Here is a 16,063-nt window from a genome sequence, read left to right as displayed (position 1 = left end):
CGAGCGCACGGGGAGAGGGAATCAGCACATGGTGGAGATCAAGTCCGACGCCTCACTGGAGGCCATGCGGGAAGCGGGACGAGTGGTGGCGCAGGCGCTCGCGGCCACGCGGGAGGCTGCGAAGGCAGGGGTGTCGCTGCGCGAACTCGACGAGGCGGCCCGCACGGTGATCGAAGCGGCGGGCGCCACCTCGCCCTTCCTCGGCTACCAGCCCTCGTTCGCCCCGGTCCCCTTCCCCGGGGTCATCTGTACCTCGGTCAACGACGCCGTGGTGCACGGCATCCCCACCGATTACCGGCTGCGCGACGGCGACCTGGTGAGCGTCGACTGCGGCGCCCACCTGGACGGCTGGACCGGCGACGCCGCCATCAGCTTCGTCGTGGGCACCCCGCGCCCCGGCGACCTCGAACTGATCGCGGCCACCCAGGAAGCCCTGGACGCCGGTATCGCCGCGGCGGTCGCCGGGCACCGTATGGGCGACATCTCGCACGCCATCGGCACCGTCGCCGAACGCGCCGGATGCGGAATGCCCGCGGACTTCGGCGGGCACGGCATCGGGCGGCGCATGCACGAGGACCCGCACGTCCCGAACCGGGGCCGCGCGGGCCGGGGCTTCCCGCTGCGGCACGGGCTCACCCTCGCCATCGAGCCGATGCTCATGGCCGGCGGCCGCGACGCCTACCGCGTCGCCCCCGACGGCTGGACCCTGCACACCATCGACGGCAGCCGCGCCGCCCACATCGAGCACACCATCGCGGTCACGGACGAGGGGCCACGGATTCTGACCCTGCCGTAGCGCCACGGTCACGGCCCGGCACCCAATCGCCCGCCCCACACCTCCCGACCGTAGCGACCCGGTTACGGTGGGCACCCGACGTAAGAAGCAATGCGCGAGAAGCCCAGACCAATGCGCAGGAGCGATACGCAGGAGCGATACGCAGGGGCAATGCGCGGGAAGCGGCGCGCAGGAAGCGATGCACGGCAAGAATGCGCCGGAAGTCTTGCGCAGCCGGCAGGGCGCGCAAGACACTCAATACACGCAAAGCGGATACGCGCGGGACATGCAGAGCGGACGCGGCGAGCAAGACCGGTGGGACGAGCGGGGCGGGCGCACCGCGCGGCAGGACGGACAAGGCAGGACAGTGACCGAAGGCGACACCGAAGTCGACACCGAAGTCGACATCGACTACACGGCGGTGTTCCGGGCGCTGCCCGGCGCCGTGGCCCTGCTCGACGCGCGCTTCGTGTACATCGACGTCAACACCGAGTTCCTCCAGCTCACCGGCCGCGAACGGGAACAGGTCGTCGGGCACTACATCTTCGACGTCTTCCCCGAGAACCCCGACGACCAGACCTCCCACGGCGTGAGCAACGTCAAGGCCTCGCTGACGCGGGCACTGAAGACCGGCGAGCGCGACAGCATGGCCCTGCAGCGCTACGACGTGGAGCGCCCGGACCGCCCCGGGGTGTGGGAGGAGCGCTACTGGAGCCCGGTCAACATTCCGGTACGCGGCCCGGACGGGCGCGTGGCCCTGCTGCTGCACCGGTCCGAGGAGGTCACCGAGCTCATCCGGGCCAGGGGCGGTCGGGCGGGCGGGGGCCGTACGCGCGCCCTGGAGGCGGAGCTGTACGGCCGCGCCCGCGAACTCCAGGAGGTCAACGAACGGCTGCGGCTCGCGCACGCCCGCGAGCGCGAGGTCGCGCTCAGCCTCCAGGAGGCGATGCTGCCCGCGCCGCGCCCGGTCGGGCACCACAGGGCCGCCGTGCGCTACCGGCCCGCGGCGGGCGCGCTGAACGTGTGCGGGGACTGGTACGACCTGGTCGAGCTGCCCGGCGACCGGATCGCGGTCGCGGTCGGCGACGTGGTCGGCCACGGCCTGGCCGCCGCGGGTGTGATGGGGCAACTGCGCAGCGCCCTGAGCGCCGCCTCGCTCGTCTCCAACGGCCCGGCCCAGGCCCTGGACGTACTCGGCCGCTACGCCCGGTTCGTCGAGGGCGCCGAGTCCACCACCGCCGTGACCACCTTCGTCGACTGGACCACCTGGACCCTCACCTACAGCTGCGCGGGCCACCCACCGCCCGCCCTGCTGTACCCCGACGGCACGGTCCAACTCCTCGACCGCGCCACCGATCCGCCCCTCGGCGCCCGGTTCGAGCCCCAGGCCCGGCCCCAGGAGTCCACCCCCTTCACCGAGGGCTGCGTCCTCGTCCTCTACACCGACGGCCTGGTGGAACGCCGCCACGAGGACATCGACACCGGCCTCACCCGCCTCACCGACTCCCTGACCCGCCACCGCGGCCGAGACGCCGAAAGCCTCGCCGACGCCCTCCTCCTCGACCTGCTCCCGGCGGGCGGCGCCACCGACGACACGGCCCTGGTCATCGTCCGGCTGTGACGGCCGCGCTGCCGGTCGCCGCGCGGCGCAGCCCCCTTGGTGCCAGGCTGGAAGGGGACCGTCACGTGTCCCTCACACGCGCAAAATCATTGGACCGATCCGGTCCGCGAGCCATGCGAGTCGTACGGGTCAGACGTACGTGGAGTGAGTCGTACGGGTCGCGGGCGTATGCGCGCGGGCCGGAGGAAGGCACGGCACTGCGATGATCACCACCGATTTCGTTCCTGGCTCGCCCTGCTGGCTGGACCTGGGCGCACCCGACGTCGAGGCCGCCGCGGACTTCTACGGCGCCGTGTTCGGCTGGCGGACCGAGTCCTTCGACCCCGAGAACAGCTATCTGCTCTTCCGGCTCGACGGCAAAATCGTCGGCGCCGTCGGCGCACTGACCGAGGCCGACGCGAAATCGGCCTGGATGATCTACTTCCACACCACCGACGCGGACATCACCGTCAAGGCGGTGGAACAGGCGGGCGGCACGGTACGCGTCCCGGCGTCCGAAGTCCCCTCCAACGTAGGCCGGTTCGCCCAGCTCACCGACCCCCAGGGCGCGCAGTTCGCCCTCTGGGAACCGGGCGAGCACAAGGGCATCGAACTCGCCGACGCCCCCGGCAGCCTCGGCTGGACCGAGCTGTACACCAGCGACTCGGCCGCAGCCCAGCAGTTCTACGGCAACGTCTTCGGCTGGACCACCCAGGACGTGCCGCTCCCCGGCGGCGGCGGAACGTACACCCTCATCACCCCCGCCGACTCCGGCGACGAACGCATGCACGGCGGCATCATGGGCATGCCCGACATGTTCACCGGCGACCAAAAGCCTTACTGGCACCCGGTGTTCGGCACCGCTGACTGCGATGCCACGGTCGCCCGCATCACCGAGAAGGGCGGCGCCGTCTCCATGGGCCCGGAGGACGCGGAAGGCGTCGGGCGCCTCGCGGTGGCCACCGATCCGGCCGGGGCGGAGTTCGTGGTGCTGACGCCGGCGGAGGGGAGCTGAGGGGCTGGCGCCATCAACCGCCGCCAGCCTTACGGGGGTTGGCGGTCTCGCCAGCGGGCAGGTCCGGGCGGAGGAATCCCGCCCGGACCTGCGTGGCATGGAGCCATAGAGATTCGCCCTGCTCCCGGATCACCATCAGCGAACGGCGATCACCAATCAGCGAACGGCGATCAGCGAACCCCATCAAGGATTCCGGGCCGGGCAGCGGTGATCATCGGTGCCCTTCCCACTGCCCTCACCGCTCCCCTCGTCCTCGCCGTCTTCACCACCCCTGCCGTCTTCACCGTTCTCGCTGCCCTTGACGAACTTCAGCCCGACCACACAGGCGACGATCCCCGCCAGAAAGACGCCCTTGAGGGGCGAGGCGGACTCGTGCCCGGTGAGCACGCCGTAGAGCACGGTCATGGCCGCTCCCCCGCCGATCCAGACCGCGTACGCGACGCTGAGCTGGATGCGCTTCATCGCGTACCCAAGACCCGCCATGCTGAGGACCACGCCGACCAGGAAGACGCACGTGGGAACCGGCTCGTGGAGTCCGTCGGACCGGCCGAGGGCCGTGGCCCACACTGCTTCGAAGACGGAGCTGAGGAAGAGGATCACCCAGGTCATCAGCCCACCACCTTGAGTCCGGCCACACAGCCGACCAAGCCGAGCAGCAGCAACACCCTTGCCCGGGTGGCGGTTTCGCGGCCGGTGACCATGGCCCAGCCCGCGGTGAGTACGGCACCGACACCGACCCACACCGCATACGCGGTACCGGTCGGCAAGGTCCGCATGGCAAAGGCGAGACCGGCCGTACTCAGCACGAAGCCCACCACGAAGACGGCGGACGGCAACGGGCGCCGGAAGTTCTGGGATCTGGAAAGTGCGGTGGCCCATACGGCCTCCAGCACTCCGGAAGCGACGAGGACGATCCACGCCATGACAGCTCTGACCTCCATGGCCAGTCTTGTCGCTGAGCGGGTACTGATCCGTCGTCCGCAGGTCCCGAAACGGGGCCTCGTTGTCCGTTGTAGCACAGGGGGTGCAGGCTGAGGGTGGGCGGTGACGCACGGCACAGGTCGTGCGTACCGGGCGGGGGCACGCCCGAACCCGCGGTGCCGTCCGGCCCCGTATCGCCCGGGGCTGCCCCCAGTGCTTACCGAGCGAGCGCATCCAAGCGGTCCAGGGCGGCGTCGGACAGCCGTAGCCCGGCGGCGGCGATGTTCTCGGCCAGGTGTGCGGGGTCGGAGGTGCCGGGGATCGCAAGAACATGTGGCCCGCGGTGCAGAGTCCAGGCCAGCCGGACCTGCGCGGGTGTCGCGCCCTGTGCGCGCGCCATCGCGTGGAGCCGGTCGTCGTGGGTGCACCGCCCCCAACCCAACCTCACCCCTCCTCAGGCGGCTCCCACCCCCACTCCTCCGCCGGAGGCTCCTCCCACAACTCGCCCTCGCCGCCCGCTGCCTGCGCACTCACACGTTCCGCACCCAAGTCCGAACGCGAGCCCCTACCCGGCGCCGAACCTGAACCTGCATCGCCCGCCGCACCGGATCCGCCACCGACTTCGACCCCAGCCCCGGCCCCAACCCCCACCGAAGCCAAAACCTCCAACACCCCTTCCCCCCAAGTAGCCAGCTTCTTCTCGCCGATGCCGCTGATGGTGCCCAACTCCCGCACCGAATGCGGCTGTACGGTGGCGATTTCGCGCAGGGTGGCGTCGTGGAAGATCACGTAGGCGGGGACGCCCTGTTCCTTGGCCTGTTGGCCGCGCCAGGCGCGCAGGGCTTCGAAGACCGGCTGGAGTTCCGCGGGCAGTTCGGCCGCGGCGGCTGCCGCCTTCTGCCTGCGTTCCGCGCGTGAGCCGCCCCCGGTTCCGGTCGACCCCGAACCGGCACCGCTCGCCCTGGCCGTCGGAGGCTTCGTCTCCTTGCGCAGGGGCACCTTGTGCTCGCCGCGCAGTACCGCGCCGCTCGACTCGGTGATCACCAGCGTGCCGTACTCGCCCTCCACCGCTAGCAGGCCCTGGGCCAGCAACTGCCGTGTGACTCCGCGCCATTCGGCCTCGGAGAGTTCGTCGCCGATGCCGAAGACCGAGAGCTGGTCGTGGTCGAACTGGATCACCTTCGCCGTGCGGCGGCCGAGGAGGATGTCGGTGATCTGGCCCGCGCCGAACTTCTGGCCGCGTTCGCGCTTGAGCCGCACCACGGTCGAGAGGATCTTCTGGGCGGCGACCGTACCGTCCACGGTTTCCGGCGGGATCAGGCAGGTGTCGCAGTTGCCGCAGCCCTTCTCGCCGGGTTCCTGGCCGAAGTAGGCGAGGAGTTGGCCGCGTCGGCAGTGGGCCGTCTCGCACAGGGCGAGCATGGCGTCGAGGTGCGCGCCCGCGCGGCGGCGGAAGGCCTCGTCGCCCTCGCCGAGTTGGATGAGCTTGCGCTGCTGGACCACGTCCTGGAGGCCGTAGGCCATCCAGGCGGTGGAGGCGAGGCCGTCGCGGCCCGCGCGGCCGGTCTCCTGGTAGTAGCCCTCCACGGACTTGGGCAGATCTAGGTGGGCGACGAAGCGGACGTCGGGCTTGTCGATGCCCATGCCGAAGGCGATCGTCGCGACGACGACCAGACCTTCCTCCCGCAGGAACCGTGACTGGTGTTCGGCGCGCATCCGCGCGTCCAGGCCCGCGTGGTACGGCACGGCTTCGACGCCGTTGCGGCAGAGGAACTCGGCCGTCTTCTCGACCGAGTTGCGCGAGAGGCAGTACACGATGCCCGCGTCGCCCGCGTGTTCCGAGCGCAGGAAGGACAGCAGCTGCTTCTTCGGCTCGGCCTTCGGCACGATCCGGTACTGGATGTTGGGGCGGTCGAAGCTCGCCTCGAAGTGCCGGGCGCGCGGCATGTCGAGACGCTGGGTGATCTCCTGGTGGGTGGCCCGGGTCGCCGTGGCCGTCAGGGCGATACGCGGCACGTCCGGCCAGCGCTGCCCGAGCACCGCCAGGGCCAGGTAGTCGGGCCGGAAGTCGTGGCCCCACTGGGCGACGCAGTGCGCCTCGTCGATCGCGAAGACGGAGATGCTGCCGCGGGCCAGCAGGTCGAGCGTGGTGTCCAGGCGCAGCCGTTCGGGCGCGAGGTAGAGCAGGTCGAGTTCACCGGCGAGGAACTCGGCCTCCACCAGGCGGCGTTCCTCGAAGTCCTGGGTGGAGTTCATGAATCCGGCGCGCACGCCCAGCGCCCGCAGCGCGTCCACCTGGTCCTGCATGAGCGCGATCAGCGGCGAGACGACAACGCCGGTGCCGGACCGGACCAGCGCGGGGATCTGGTAGCACAGCGACTTGCCGCCGCCGGTCGGCATCAGGACGACCGCGTCCCCGCCGTCGACCACATGGTCGATCACGGCTTCCTGCTCGCCCCGGAAGGCCTCGTATCCGAAGACCCGCCGGAGCGTGCCGAGCGCCCGGCTCTCCGGGGCCGAGGTGTCCGAGGGGGCACCGTCCGGTCGGGCGTCCGTCGGTGCCTCGCCGGGAAGTGCCCCGGTGGGCGCTCCGGCAGGTGCTTCAGCAGGTGCTTCGGCACCAGGTGTCACCGCGTCCTGCGCCAGCTCGGTCATGCCGTTGATCCCACCCGTCCGTACTGCTTCGTGTGCTGCTTCGTGTGCTGCTTCGTGTGCTGCTTCGTGTGCTTCGTGTACTGCTTCGGTGTGCCGTGTCGGTGCAGCTCCGCCCCGTGGCCGGCCGCCGGGGGCCGTACCGCCTGCCGGTGCGGCGCTCTGGCCACACCGGCAACGATAGGCCTACGCAAGGACACCACCGGAGTTATCCACAGGCTGTTCCCTGCCACCACCGGAGGGCACACGACAGCCGCGCCAACCGCCGCACCGACCACCGCGACGACCGGCCCGGGCCCGCGCTCCTCCACGCACCACCCGCCGGACCGCCGGACCCGCCCCCGGCCCCACGCCCCACCCGCACGAAGATGCGAACCCCGCCGCCCTGTGGTGATCCTGGTGTCAGGGGCACCGAGCGAGGAGACCTGTATGTCAATGATGGACAAGCTCAAGCAGATGCTGAAGGGCCACGAATCGCAGGCTTCCAAGGGCGTCGACAAGGCGGGGGACTACGCCGACGACAGGACCCAGGGCAAGTACGCCAAGCACGTGGACACCGCGCAGGACAAGCTGAAGGGCCAGTTCGGCGAGGGTGGCGGCGAGCAGGGGCGGGGCGAAGGCGGGCAGCGGCAGTAGCCGGATTTGCACGCGCGGCTGCCGCGCACAGCACCGTGGCCCGGCCCCCGAAGGGACCGGGCCACGGAACGTTACGCAGCGTACGGAATGTCACGCACAGTACGGAGGGCCGAATGCGCCGCTCACACAGCGGCCCCCGCGGTCACCGTGCGAACACTCCCGCGTCTCCCGCGAGATCCAGGAAGTACTGCGGCGCCACACCCAGGACCAGGGTGACGGCCACACCCACCGCGATCGCGGTCGTAGTCATCACCGAGGGCACCGCGACGGTGGGGCCGCCGGGCTGGGGCTCGCTGAAGAACATCAGGACGATCACGCGGATGTAGAAGAACGCGGCCACCGCCGAGGAGAGCACACCGATCACCACGAGCGGGGCGGCGCCTCCGTCGGCCGCGGCCTTGAACACCGCGAACTTTCCGGTGAAGCCGGAGGTCAGCGGGATTCCGGCGAAGGCGAGCAGGAAGACCGCGAAGACCGCCGCGACCAGGGGCGAGCGGCGGCCCAGTCCGGCCCACTTGGACAGGTGCGTCGCCTCGCCGCCCGCGTCACGGACCAGGGTGACCACGGCGAAGGCGCCGATGGTCACGAAGGAGTACGCGGCCAGGTAGAACAGGACCGAGGAGACGCCCTCGGGCGTGGTGGCGATGACACCGGCCAGGATGAAGCCCGCGTGCGCGATCGAGGAGTACGCGAGCAGGCGCTTGATGTCGGTCTGGGTGATCGCCACGATCGCGCCGCCCAGCATGGTGACGATCGCGACGCCCCACATCACCGGCCGCCAGTCCCAGCGCAGGCCCGGCAGGACCACGTAGAGCAGTCGCAGCAGGGCGCCGAACGCGGCCACCTTGGTCGCGGCGGCCATGAAGCCGGTGACCGGGGTGGGCGCGCCCTGGTAGACGTCCGGGGTCCACATGTGGAAGGGCACCGCGCCGACCTTGAAGAGCAGGCCCATGACGACCAGTGCGGTGCCGATGAGCAGCAGCGCGTCGTTGCCCATGGTGTCGGCGAGCGCCGGGTCGATGTCCTGGACGCTGCCGTCGACGACATGCGCGATACGGGCGTACGACACCGAGCCGGAGTAGCCGTAGAGCATGGCGATGCCGAACAGGGTGAACGCCGAGGCGAAGGCGCCGAGCAGGAAGTACTTGACGGCGGCTTCCTGCGACATGAGGCGGTTGCGGCGGGCGAGCGCGCACAGCAGGTAGAGCGGCAGCGAGAAGACTTCCAGCGCGATGAAGAGCGTCAACAGGTCGTTGGCCGCGGGGAAGATGAGCATGCCGCCGATGGCGAACATCGCGAGCGGGAACACCTCGGTGGTGGTGAACCCGGCCTTCACGGCGGCCTTCTCGCTGTCGCTGCCGGGTACCGAGGCGGCCTGGGCGGCGAAGGAGTCGACCTTGTTGCCGTGCGTTTCGGGGTCCAGGCGCCGTTCCGCGAAGGTGAAGATCGCGACGAGTCCGGCGAGCAGGATGGTGCCCTGGAGGAACAGGGCCGGGCCGTCGACGGCGATCGCGCCCATCGCGGCGATGTGCGCCTTGGTGGTGCCGTATCCGTCGGCGGCCAGGGCGACCACCGCGGCGAAGGCGGCGATCAGGGCGACGACGGAGGTGAACACCTGCGCGTGGTAACGGGACTTGCGCGGGACGAACGCCTCGATGAGCACGCCGACCAGGGCCGCGCCGATGACGATCAGCGTGGGCGAGAGCTGTGCGTACTCGATGTGCGGGGCGTCGATCTTGCCGATGTCGCGGGTTTCGCCGCTCATTGGCGTGGCGGCCGCCATTGTCCACAGGGTGTGGACGGCTGTTGCGCTCACTTGGACGCCTCCACGTCGGGCCGGGGATCCTTCTTCTGTACGTCGGACATGGTCTGCTTGACCGCCGGGTCGATGATCTCCGTGAGCGGCTTCGGGTAGACGCCGAGGACGATCAGCAGGGCGATCAGCGGGGTGACCACGGCGAGTTCGCGGAGCCGGAGGTCGGGCAGCTTCGCCAGCTCGGGCTTGACCGGCCCGGTCATCGTCCGCTGGTACAGGACGAGCGTGTACAGCGCGGCGAGCACGATGCCGAAGGTGGCGATGATGCCCATCGCGGGATACCGCGCGTAGGTACCGACGAGGACCAGGAACTCACTGACGAACGGCGCGAGTCCGGGCAGCGACAGGGTGGCGAGCGAACCGATCAGGAAGGTGCCCGCGAGCAGCGGTGCCGTCTTCTGCACCCCGCCGTAGTCCGCGATGAGCCGCGAGCCGCGCCGCGAGATCAGGAACCCGGCGACCAGCATCAGAGCCGCGGTCGAGATGCCGTGGTTGACCATGTAGAGGGTGGCACCGCTCTGGCCCTGCGAGGTCATCGCGAAGATGCCGAGGATGATGAAGCCGAAGTGCGAGATCGAGGCGTAGGCGATCAGACGCTTGATGTCGCGCTGGCCGACCGCGAGCAGGGCGCCGTAGACGATGCTGATCAGCGCCAGGACCATGATCGCGGGAGTGGCCCACTTCGATGCCTCCGGGAAGAGCTGGAGGCAGAACCGCAGCATCGCGAAGGTGCCGACCTTGTCGACGACCGCCGTGATGAGCACGGCCACCGGCGCGGTCGACTCACCCATCGCGTTGGGCAGCCAGGTGTGCAGCGGGAACAGCGGGGCCTTCACCGCGAAGGCGAAGAAGAAGCCGAGGAACAGCCAGCGTTCGGTCGAAGTGGCCATGTCCAGCGAGCCGTTGGCCCGGGCCTCGGCGATCTCCGCGAGCGAGAAGCTGCCCGCCTCCACGTACAGGCCGATCACGGCGGCCAGCATGATCAGGCCGCCCGCCAGGTTGTAGAGGAGGAACTTCACGGCCGCGTACGAGCGTTGGGCCGCCGCCGCCTTCTCGTCCTTCTGCGGGTGGGCCCGGTCCCCGAAGCCGCCGATGAGGAAGTACATCGGGATGAGCATGGCTTCGAAGAAGATGTAGAAGAGGAAGACGTCGGTGGCCTCGAAGGAGAGGATCACCATCGCCTCGACGGCGAGGATCAGGGCGAAGAAGCCCTGGGTCGGACGCCAGCGCGAGGACGAGTTCTCCAGGGGGTCGGCGTCGTGCCATCCGGCCAGGATGATGAACGGGATCAGCAGCGCGGTCAGGGCGACCAGGGTGACGCCGATGCCGTCGACGCCGAGTTCGTAGCGGACCCCGAACTCGCGGATCCAGGAGTGCGATTCGGTGAGCTGGTAGCGCTCGCCGTCGGGGTCGAAGCGGACCAGGGCGGCCGCCGCGAGGCCGAAGGTGGCCAGCGAGACGACCAGTGCCAGGACCTTCGCGGCGGACCGCTTGCCCGCGGGCACGGCCGCGGTCGCGATCGCGCCGAGGGCGGGCAGCACCGCCGTGGCTGTCAGGAGGGGAAAGGACATGGCAATCAGACCGCCCTCATCAGCAGGGTCGCGGCGACGATCAGAGCGGCACCGCCGAACATCGAGACCGCGTAACTGCGGACGTAGCCGTTCTGCAGCCTGCGCAGGCGGCCGGAGAGCCCGCCGACCGAGGCCGCCGTGCCGTTGACGACTCCGTCGACGAGTTTGTGGTCGACGTAGACCAGGGACCGGGTGAGGTGTTCGCCGCCGCGGACCAAGACGACGTGGTTGAAGTCGTCCTGGAGCAGGTCGCGGCGGGCCGCCCGGGTGAGCAGCGAGCCGTGCGGGGCGACGGCCGGTACCGGCTGCCTGCCGTACACCAGCCAGGCGAGCCCGGCCCCGATGACCAGGACGACCATGGTGGCCGCGGTGACGGTGGTCGCGCTGATCGGCGCGTCCCCGTGGTCGTGGTGGGTGACCGGCTCCAGCCAGTGCAGGAAGCGGTCGCCGATGCTGAAGAAGCCGCCCGCGAAGACCGAGCCGAAGGCGAGGATGATCATCGGGATGGTCATCGAGGCCGGGGACTCGTGCGGGTGGGGCTCCTCGTAGTCGGCGCCCGCGCCCGAGGCGGTGGCCGCCTCCTTGCGCCAGCGCTCCTCGCCGAAGAAGGTCATGATCATCACGCGGGTCATGTAGAACGCGGTGATCGCGGCGCCGAGCAGGGCGACGGAGCCGAGGATCCAGCCCTCCGTGCCGCCCTTGGCGAAGGCCGCTTCGATGATCTTGTCCTTGGAGAAGAAGCCGGACAGACCCGGGAAGCCGATGATGGCCAGATAGCCGAGGCCGAAGGTGACGAAGGTGACCGGCATGTACTTGCGCAGGCCGCCGTAACGCCGCATGTCGACCTCGTCGTTCATGCCGTGCATCACCGAACCGGCACCGAGGAAGAGCCCGGCCTTGAAGAAGCCGTGCGTCACCAGGTGCATGATCGCGAAGACGTAGCCGATGGGGCCGAGACCGGCGGCGAGGATCATGTAGCCGATCTGCGACATCGTCGAACCGGCGAGTGCCTTCTTGATGTCGTCCTTCGCGCAACCGACGATCGCACCGAACAGGAGCGTGACGGCGCCGACGATGGTGACCACCAACTGGGCGTCGGGCGCCGCGTTGAAGATCTCGCCGGAGCGGACGATCAGATAGACGCCCGCCGTCACCATGGTCGCGGCGTGGATGAGGGCCGAGACCGGTGTCGGGCCCTCCATCGCGTCACCGAGCCAGGACTGCAGCGGGACCTGGGCCGACTTGCCGCAGGCCGCGAGCAGCAGCATCAGGCCGATCGCGGTGAGCTTGCCCTCGCTCGTCTCGCCGGTGGACTCCAGGACGGGTCCGAAGGCGAAGGTGCCGAAGGTGGTGAACATCAGCATGATCGCGATCGACAGGCCCATGTCGCCGACGCGGTTGACCAGGAAGGCCTTCTTCGCGGCGGTGGCGGCGCTCGGCTTGTGCTGCCAGAAACCGATGAGCAGGTACGAGGCGAGGCCCACGCCCTCCCAGCCGACGTACAGCAGAAGGTAGTTGTCGGCGAGGACGAGCAGCAGCATCGCCGCGAGGAACAGGTTCAGGTAGCCGAAGAAGCGGCGGCGCCGTTCGTCGTGCTCCATGTAGCCGATCGAGTACAGATGGATGAGCGCGCCCACACCGGTGATCAGCAGGACGAAGGTCATCGACAGCTGGTCGAGCTGGAAGGCGACGTCCGCCTGGAAGCCCTCGACCGGGATCCAGCTGAACAGGTGCTGGTGCAGGCCGCGTTCCTCCGCGTCCTTGCCGAGCATGTCGGTGAAGAGCACCGCGCCCAGGGCGAAGGAGACGAAGGCGAGCAGTGTGCCGAGCAGATGGCCGGTGCGGTCCAGGATCCGCCCGCCGCACAGGAGCACGACGGCTCCGAGCAGTGGCGCTGCGACGAGCAGCGCGATCAGGTTCTCCACGAGCTGACCCCTTACAGCTTCATCAGGCTGGCGTCGTCGACCGAGGCCGAGTGGCGGGTGCGGAACAACGACACGATGATCGCGAGGCCGACGACGACCTCGGCGGCGGCGACGACCATCGTGAAGAAGGCGATGATCTGGCCGTCGAGGTTGCCGTGCAGCCGCGAGAAGCCGACGAAGGCGAGGTTGCAGGCGTTGAGCATCAGCTCGATGCACATGAAGACGATGATGGCGTTGCGCCTGATCAGCACCCCGGTGGCGCCGATGGTGAACAACAGCGCCGCCAGATACAGGTAGTTGACCGGGTTCACTGCGAGGCCTCCTCGGGCTTGTTCCGCTCAAGGCGCTCGGTGGAGCGTTGCTCCAGGGCCTTCAGATCGCCGAGTGCCTCGGTGGAGACGTCCCGGATCTGGCCGCGGGCCCGCAGCGTCTTGTTGACGGTCAGCTCGGAGGGAGTGCCGTCGGGCAGCAGACCCGCGATGTCCACGGCGTTGTGCCGGGCGTAGACACCCGGCGCGGGCAGCGGCGGGACCTGCTTGCTGCGTACGCGTTCCTGCGAGAGTTCGCGCTGGGTCTTGGCGCGCTCGGTGCGTTCGCGGTGGGTGAGCACCATCGCGCCGACGGCGGCCGTGATGAGCAGGGCGCCGGTGATCTCGAAGGCGAACACGTACTTGGTGAAGATGAGGGCGGCCAAGCCCTCGACGTTTCCTGCCGAGTTGGCCTCGCCGAGACCGTTGAAGTCGTTCAGCGAGGCGTTGCCGATACCGGCGCTCAGCAGGATGCCGAAGCCGAGTCCGCAGGCGGCGGCCAGCCAGCGCTGTCCCTTGATGGTCTCCTTGAGGGAGTCCGCCGCGGTGACGCCGACCAGCATCACCACGAAGAGGAACAGCATCATGATGGCGCCGGTGTAGACGACGATCTGCACGATGCCCAGGAAGTAGGCGCCGTTGGCCAGGTAGAACACGGCCAGGATGATCATGGTCCCGGCGAGGGACAGCGCGCTGTGCACGGCCCTGCGTAGCAGGATCGTGGCCAGGGCGCCGATCACGGCGACGGTGCCGAGGATCCAGAACTGCACGGCCTCGCCGGTGGACGTGGAGTAGGCGGCGAGCTCGCTCATACGTCCACCTCCTCCGACTCGGGCTTCTCGCCCTTGGACCGCGCGACCTGCCGCTCGGTGCCCTCGGCGGCCCGCGTCACCTCGCCGCGGTAGTAGTCCCCTTCGTCGGTGCCCGGATACATCTCGTGCGGGGCGTCGACCATGCCGTTCTCCAGACCGGCCAGGAGCTGGTCCTTGGTGAAGATGAGGTTCTCGCGGCTGGAGTCGGCGAGTTCGAACTCGTTGGTCATGGTCAGCGCGCGGGTGGGGCACGCCTCGATGCACAGTCCGCAGAAGATGCAGCGGGCGTAGTTGATCTGGTAGACGCGGCCGTAGCGCTCACCGGGCGAGTAGCGTTCCTCGTCGGTGTTGTCCGCGCCCTCGACGTAGATGGCGTCGGCGGGACAGGCCCAGGCGCACAGCTCGCAGCCGACGCACTTCTCCAGACCGTCCGGATGACGGTTGAGCTGGTGGCGGCCGTGGAACCGCGGAGCGGTGGTCTTCTGCTGCTCCGGGTACTGTTCGGTCAGCCGCTTCTTGAACATGGCCTTGAAGGTCACGCCGAAGCCCGCCACCGGGTTCTGGAACCCGGCCGGTTCGGCGGACCGGCCTGCCTGGCCTTCCGCGGGGGCACTGTGGCCCGGCGCGGGTTCGCCGCCCGTGGGCCGGTCGGGCACTGAGGACTGCTCAGCCATCGGACGCCTCCTTTCCGTCACTCTCAGTATTGGGTCCACCACTGACAACGAGGTCCCGCTGATGGCGCGAGGGCCTGCGCGGCACCGGCGGCAGGGTCTGTCCGGGCAGCGGTGGTACGGGGAATCCACCGGCCATCGGGTCGAAGGCGACCGGCTCGGCGGGGGCCTCGGCCTCCCGTACGGCGTCCTGTTTCTCGCGGTTGTCGCGCAGCATGTCGACCACGAAGGAGATCAGCAGCAGGGCGATCACCCCGCCGCCCACGTACAAGGCGATCTCCGCGAAGTCGTAGTCCTCGTTCTTCAGCGCCCGTACGGTCGCGACCATCATCAGCCAGACCACGGAGACCGGGATGAGGACCTTCCAGCCGAGCTTCATGAGCTGGTCGTAGCGGACCCGGGGCAGGGTGCCGCGCAGCCAGATGAACATGAAGAGGAGGAGCTGGAGTTTGACGAAGAACCAGAGCATCGGCCACCAGCCGTGGTTCGCGCCCTCCCAGAAGGTGCTGATCGGGGCGGGCGCGCGCCAGCCGCCGAGGAAGAGGGTGGTGGCGACCGCCGAGACCGTGATCATGTTCGCGTACTCGGCGAGCATGAACAGCGCGAACTTGATGGACGAGTACTCGGTGTTGAAGCCGCCCACCAGGTCGCCCTCGGACTCGGGCATGTCGAAGGGTGCGCGGTTGGTCTCGCCGATCATGGTGACGATGTAGATGACGAACGAGACCGGCAGCAGCAGGATGTACCAGCGGTCCTGCTGGCTCTCCACGATCGCCGAGGTCGACATCGAGCCCGAGTAGAGGAACACCGAGGCGAACGCGGCGCCCATGGCGATCTCGTAGGAGATCATCTGCGCGCACGAGCGCAGTCCGCCGAGCAGCGGGTACGTGGAGCCGGAGGACCAGCCCGCGAGGACGATGCCGTAGATGCCGACGGAGGCGACCGCGAGGATGTAGAGCATCGCGATCGGCAGGTCGGTGAGCTGCATGGTGGTGCGCTCGCCGAAGATCGAGACCTCGTTGCCCGCGGGGCCGAAGGGGATCACCGCGATCGCCATGAAGGCGGGGACGACGGCGACGATCGGCGCCATGACGTAGACCGCCAGGTCGGCGCGTTTGACGTTGACGTCCTCCTTCAGCATCAGCTTGATGCCGTCGGCCAGGGACTGGAGCATGCCCCAGGGCCCGTGCCGGTTGGGGCCGATACGCCGCTGCATCCACGCGACGACCTTGCGCTCCCACACGATGGACAGGAGCACGAGCAGCAGGACGAAGGCGAAGCAGAAGACCGTCTTGAGGAGGACGAGCCACCACACATCGGTGCCGAACACCGACAGGTCCTCCTGCGCGAGGGGCGTCATC

Annotated in this window: 14 protein-coding genes, 1 pseudogene and 1 riboswitch; of the genes and pseudogenes, 4 read left to right on the top strand and 11 right to left on the bottom strand. The window is 69.3% G+C overall.

Features of this window, described 5'->3' with window-relative positions:
* Positions 1 to 28: 28 nt before the first annotated feature.
* The 3 genes from map to HUT18_RS21190 all read left to right on the top strand — a co-directional run bounded on the left by map (position 29) and on the right by HUT18_RS21190 (position 3,390).
* The gene (gene map / locus HUT18_RS21200) at positions 29 to 796 is read left to right on the top strand and encodes a type I methionyl aminopeptidase (protein WP_176102163.1); all 768 of its coding nucleotides are present in this window, start codon (positions 29 to 31) and stop codon (positions 794 to 796) included.
* Positions 797 to 1,061: 265 nt separating this feature from the next.
* Complete coding sequence (locus HUT18_RS21195) at positions 1,062 to 2,396, top strand: PP2C family protein-serine/threonine phosphatase (protein WP_176102162.1); 1,335 nt, start codon at positions 1,062 to 1,064, stop codon at positions 2,394 to 2,396.
* Between the two features lie 202 nt (positions 2,397 to 2,598).
* A complete protein-coding gene (locus HUT18_RS21190) occupies positions 2,599 to 3,390 on the top strand; it encodes a VOC family protein (RefSeq protein ID WP_176102161.1) in 792 nt (263 codons plus the stop codon).
* A 183-nt stretch (positions 3,391 to 3,573) separates the two neighbouring features.
* Here HUT18_RS21190 and HUT18_RS21185 read toward each other — a convergent pair whose 3' ends face one another.
* The 4 genes and pseudogenes from HUT18_RS21185 to recQ all read right to left on the bottom strand — a co-directional run bounded on the left by HUT18_RS21185 (position 3,574) and on the right by recQ (position 6,966).
* Positions 3,574 to 3,999 carry a multidrug efflux SMR transporter gene (locus tag HUT18_RS21185; RefSeq protein ID WP_176102160.1) on the bottom strand — a complete coding sequence of 142 codons (426 nt, stop codon included), beginning with the start codon at positions 3,997 to 3,999 and terminating at the stop codon, positions 3,574 to 3,576.
* Entirely contained in the window at positions 3,999 to 4,331 is a 333-nt protein-coding gene (locus tag HUT18_RS21180; RefSeq protein WP_368661547.1) for a multidrug efflux SMR transporter, read from the bottom strand. The genes HUT18_RS21185 and HUT18_RS21180 overlap by 1 nt, the downstream gene beginning before the upstream one ends.
* A riboswitch (guanidine-III (ykkC-III) riboswitch) is annotated at positions 4,329 to 4,394 on the bottom strand. It overlaps the preceding gene by 3 nt.
* A gap of 134 nt (positions 4,395 to 4,528) precedes the next feature.
* Positions 4,529 to 4,732: pseudogene (locus HUT18_RS21175) on the bottom strand (aldo/keto reductase); the annotation flags it as partial.
* A gap of 23 nt (positions 4,733 to 4,755) precedes the next feature.
* Positions 4,756 to 6,966 (bottom strand): DNA helicase RecQ, encoded by a 2,211-nt coding sequence (recQ, locus tag HUT18_RS21170; protein ID WP_176102159.1) that lies wholly within the window; start codon positions 6,964 to 6,966, stop codon positions 4,756 to 4,758.
* Between the two features lie 426 nt (positions 6,967 to 7,392).
* Between recQ and HUT18_RS21165 the strand changes: the two genes are divergently transcribed.
* Complete coding sequence (locus tag HUT18_RS21165) at positions 7,393 to 7,599, top strand: antitoxin (protein WP_176102158.1); 207 nt, start codon at positions 7,393 to 7,395, stop codon at positions 7,597 to 7,599.
* 142 nt (positions 7,600 to 7,741) lie between these two features.
* Here HUT18_RS21165 and nuoN read toward each other — a convergent pair whose 3' ends face one another.
* From nuoN to nuoH, 7 genes are read right to left on the bottom strand one after another with little or no spacing between them, the layout of a single operon-like run.
* Positions 7,742 to 9,415, bottom strand: a complete 1,674-nt coding sequence (gene nuoN, locus HUT18_RS21160; RefSeq protein ID WP_176102157.1) for an NADH-quinone oxidoreductase subunit NuoN — start codon at positions 9,413 to 9,415, stop codon at positions 7,742 to 7,744.
* Complete coding sequence (locus HUT18_RS21155) at positions 9,412 to 10,986, bottom strand: NADH-quinone oxidoreductase subunit M (protein ID WP_176102156.1); 1,575 nt, start codon at positions 10,984 to 10,986, stop codon at positions 9,412 to 9,414. Before HUT18_RS21155 ends, nuoN begins: the two co-directional genes overlap by 4 nt.
* Positions 10,987 to 10,991: 5 nt before the next feature.
* Positions 10,992 to 12,911 (bottom strand): NADH-quinone oxidoreductase subunit L, encoded by a 1,920-nt coding sequence (nuoL, locus tag HUT18_RS21150; protein ID WP_176102155.1) that lies wholly within the window; start codon positions 12,909 to 12,911, stop codon positions 10,992 to 10,994.
* A gap of 11 nt (positions 12,912 to 12,922) precedes the next feature.
* Entirely contained in the window at positions 12,923 to 13,222 is a 300-nt protein-coding gene (gene nuoK, locus HUT18_RS21145; protein ID WP_176102154.1) for an NADH-quinone oxidoreductase subunit NuoK, read from the bottom strand.
* Positions 13,219 to 14,031 carry an NADH-quinone oxidoreductase subunit J gene (locus HUT18_RS21140; protein WP_176102153.1) on the bottom strand — a complete coding sequence of 271 codons (813 nt, stop codon included), beginning with the start codon at positions 14,029 to 14,031 and terminating at the stop codon, positions 13,219 to 13,221. Before HUT18_RS21140 ends, nuoK begins: the two co-directional genes overlap by 4 nt.
* On the bottom strand, positions 14,028 to 14,705 hold the full coding sequence (nuoI, locus tag HUT18_RS21135; RefSeq protein WP_176102152.1) for an NADH-quinone oxidoreductase subunit NuoI: 678 nt from the start codon (positions 14,703 to 14,705) through the stop codon (positions 14,028 to 14,030). Before nuoI ends, HUT18_RS21140 begins: the two co-directional genes overlap by 4 nt.
* Positions 14,698 to 16,062 (bottom strand): NADH-quinone oxidoreductase subunit NuoH, encoded by a 1,365-nt coding sequence (gene nuoH, locus HUT18_RS21130; RefSeq protein WP_176104704.1) that lies wholly within the window; start codon positions 16,060 to 16,062, stop codon positions 14,698 to 14,700. The genes nuoI and nuoH overlap by 8 nt, the downstream gene beginning before the upstream one ends.
* Between the last annotated feature and the right edge of the window lies 1 nt (position 16,063).

The organism is Streptomyces sp. NA04227 (assembly GCF_013364195.1).
In the GTDB taxonomy this organism is placed as follows: Bacteria; Actinomycetota; Actinomycetes; order Streptomycetales; family Streptomycetaceae; genus Streptomyces.
This window is presented reverse-complemented; position numbering and strand designations above follow the sequence as displayed.